Annotated in this window: 3 protein-coding genes; all 3 read right to left on the bottom strand. The window is 49.6% G+C overall.

Annotation, left to right across the window (positions count from 1 at the left end):
• Nucleotides 1-437, bottom strand: a 437-nt coding sequence (locus ACI4N7_RS04310) for a hypothetical protein (protein ID WP_439732136.1), incomplete at its 3' end; no start/stop codon positions are given.
• 11 nt (nucleotides 438-448) lie between these two features.
• Nucleotides 449-1,846 carry a hypothetical protein gene (locus ACI4N7_RS04305; protein WP_439732135.1) on the bottom strand — a complete coding sequence of 466 codons (1,398 nt, stop codon included), beginning with the start codon at nucleotides 1,844-1,846 and terminating at the stop codon, nucleotides 449-451.
• A 999-nt stretch (nucleotides 1,847-2,845) separates the two neighbouring features.
• Nucleotides 2,846-3,001: a hypothetical protein gene (locus ACI4N7_RS04300; protein WP_439732134.1), complete on the bottom strand. Its 156-nt coding sequence runs from the start codon at nucleotides 2,999-3,001 to the stop codon at nucleotides 2,846-2,848.
• Between the last annotated feature and the right edge of the window lie 323 nt (nucleotides 3,002-3,324).

Genomic DNA, 3,324 nt, shown 5'->3' with positions numbered 1-3,324 from the left:
CCGGCTGCGCTGTAGGCGCCGAAGGCCATGAGGCCTCCTGCCGCCAGACCCTCCACCGTGCCGGAAACCATTTTTGTGGCCAGACTTCCCATTTCTCCCATTTCCTTCAGTGCATCTTCATTCACCGCAAATTCCGACAGTTCATCCATACCGGCAGAACCAGTGAGCTCCACATGGTGAATCCTGCCGAAAATATCCACAAAACGGGTGACACTGCCATGAAGGATATCCACCTTTGCACGGCCCAGATTTTCCAGCGCGCTTCCGGCACTGTCCCGCGCCGAAAGGAGATCCTTTTTTGCATTTTCAAAGGTTTCTTCCGCTCTCCGATTGATTCGTTTGGCCCGGGCATTTTTATCACTGGCATCCATTGCCTTTTTAGCGCCCACAAGACCTGCCGCCACAGCGATACCGCCAAGAATGAATGGAATAGGCATAATAAACCTCCTTATAACTTAATGATGTCATCGTTTTTCATTAAATCATCAAATTCATCCATGTTCCGGAACGAAACCTTTCCACCCAGCCGGCGGATAATCTGATCCGCTCCATGGATATAGCCGTCCGCATCTCCCAGCCTGAGACCGGATGCCATATCTCCCAGGGCTTCATTGAAAACCTTCCTGTTTTCCCTGAAATATTTCTCCGTAATTTCATCCAGCTGACGGCGGTACTCCTGTATCCGGCGGATAGACTCTTCGCATTCCTTCTCTATGCGGATCCGTTCCTCCCGGGCCAGTTTCGCAGAAGAAAGGGCACTGCTCAAGGCAGTAAATACTTTCCCCGACAGCAGGTACCCCACGGTACCGCCGATGAGAGTGCCGATGACAGGAACCGGTATCAAAGCCGTTCCCACATACATGCCTGCCGCTGCCGTGGATGCGGCAATCCCTGTTTCCCCCAGCCGGGCGACACACTCCGATGCCGTCAGATTTCCGCTGATATAGCTTTTGATAATTCCCGCCGTGGACAAAACCACCGCCACGATTTTACCGGGCACCCCCGCCTGTCCCAGCATGCGGGCCAGGGAATCGGATGAAGCCGACAGACTGTGGGAAATGACGCTCACTGCGCCGCCGGCGGCATAGGAAATGACAGCAGACGTGCCTGTCACCTTCACTATGTCCTTGATGGCCTCTTCCGGCTCCTTCTTTCCTTCAATCACCGCCACTATATTGTCCACTGCCGCCATGGCAGAGGTAAATACAGCCGCTCCGGCAGCGGCCTCCATACCGGCCTGATGAAACTCGCGGCCCAAGTTGGCCGCCCCTTTCATGGTAAGGGACCGGTCCACCTCATTTCTGGCCTTCCTGCCGTCCTCTATGGCCTGATTCTTTGCCTCTTCGGACAGGTGGATATCCTTATCCTCCAGATACTTCTCATCGCCGTAGAAATCTTCATTCGTCCTGTCCCGCTTCGCATTATTCAGCTTCCGGGAAATGGTCTTCAGATTTTCCGGACTGTTCACCGCATCCCTGATATCGTCAGTGGTGACCCAGGCATCCTTCTTATGAGATTCAAAAATCCGGTGCACCGGCTCCACATGGTCTGCCTCTGCCAGATGCTCCGTCCATTTCTTCCCATAGGCCAGCTTCGCCTCCTGCTTCCGAAGAAACAGCTTTTCTCCGGTATAGGGATCCTTCACCGTCTTCCCAGAAGAAAACAGATTCTCCTTCGCCAGCCGCTTCGCCATGCCGTCATCAAAAAGCTTCCTGTTCCCTGTATACCCCTCCGGCTTTCGGTATACCTCAGCCAGCCGGCTTACCGACTCATCCACAGAGGCCCCGGCCGCCAGGGCCCCCGCAGCATTCTCCTTCCGCCGCCTGCGCCTTTCCTCCTCGTCCATACCTGACCTCCAGATGAAATCAAAGCTTGTGAGTGTAATGTGTTTTCTTTATTATACCCTATTTATGAGGAGAAAGGTTCTTAAGATGGACAGCCGCTTTGCCGCCGAGGGTTGCAGTGGCGGCCATGGGGCCGCTGTGCGGCCCGGGTTCAGAAGGTTCATAGGGTTCTGCCCGCTTCCAGCGGGGGGTTCAGAGGGGAAGGTGTCGCCCTTTGGCCATGAGTATGAAGTCAGCGTTACACAGCAGAAGTATCATTTTGCAGGATGCCTTTCGCATCTCTCCCCGTCATTCTGAGCGAAGCGAAAAAATTCCGATGTGTGCCGCATTTAACATAATCGGCATAAAAATATCACTTGCAAGAAAGCCTAACGCATTCCATGCAGTTCTCCCAACTGGACCGTCATCTTGAACAAAGCAGCACAAATTATTATGCCCTGTCCTAAAGCCATACATATAAAATCACAAGTCCATGAATACAAAAAACACACAGAATCCGGTATTTATTCAAATTCTGTGTGCTTTTTGTATTTGTTATGATTCTCATACCGTAAACGGTAAGTACCCGACTGCAGCAAGTCAAGCTGTACAGGTCCAATGTTAGAAGGAGGTTTCAATACCGTAAACGGTAAGTACCCGACTGCAGCGTCTTATAAATGACCATACACGACTAAAAATAAAAGGTTTCAATACCGTAAACGGTAAGTACCCGACTGCAGCCTAAATAGCCATCAGATGATAACTATACTGTTATACAGGAGGTGTTTCAATACCGTAAACGGTAAGTACCCGACTGCAGCCGTGTGTCCCGGAGGCCCGGTAAACACTGGTATCCACAGAGCCATTTCGATTTACACCGCTCTTTTTTCACCAATTGAGAATAAAAGCAGCGTTTTCGGCCTTTCCTAAAGTCCTGAATCGCCGACAGTGCCGAATTAAATAGCCTTTCAATTTACGATTTCCAGACTTTCCTGTATTTTAGCACCTTCCCGGCCTTTCTGTCAATGAAGGAAACGTAAATCGATCGGGGTGTTCCGCCTTAAATGGTCAAAAGCGGTGTCCGTTTTTGTTTCGTCTTCCGGCTCCTTCGCCCTGGTAAATTCCACCATCTTACCTTCTATCGGTACCTTATGCAATGCTTTTTCTTTACCGGACATTTTTTCCTTCTCCAAAACCGCCTTTGACTACTTTCATGATACTCATCCCCTTTCTAAAAATTACCAGGATAAAATTTCATTGTTTCAGCAGCAGTCAGAATCGTTGGATTTACACAACAAGAATAGTAGTAGGCATATCTTTCATCTCCCTTCTCCCGCATTTCTTCTATAAAAATTTCATTGTTTCAGCAGCAGTTAGAATAATTGTATTTACACAACAAGAATAGTAGTAGGCATATCTTTCATCTCCTTTCTCCTGACTGTCTTTATTATAAATGAACCCCGGCTTTCTTCCCTTTCATTTTTCCTGCGAAACACAAAAG

The sequence above is a fragment of the Dialister sp. genome, from assembly GCF_051885895.1.
Classification (GTDB): domain Bacteria; phylum Bacillota; class Negativicutes; order Veillonellales; family Dialisteraceae; genus Dialister.
The sequence above is the reverse complement of the archived record's forward strand: the minus strand, read 5'-3'. Positions and strand labels throughout refer to the sequence as shown.

Bases quoted from the DNA above. Each gene is read 5' to 3' on its own strand.
- ACI4N7_RS04305 (WP_439732135.1), bottom strand. From the start codon at position 1,846: ATGGACGAGGAGGAAAGGCGCAGGCGGCGGAAGGAGAATGCTGCGGGG.
- ACI4N7_RS04300 (WP_439732134.1), bottom strand. From the start codon at position 3,001: ATGTCCGGTAAAGAAAAAGCATTGCATAAGGTACCGATAGAAGGTAAG.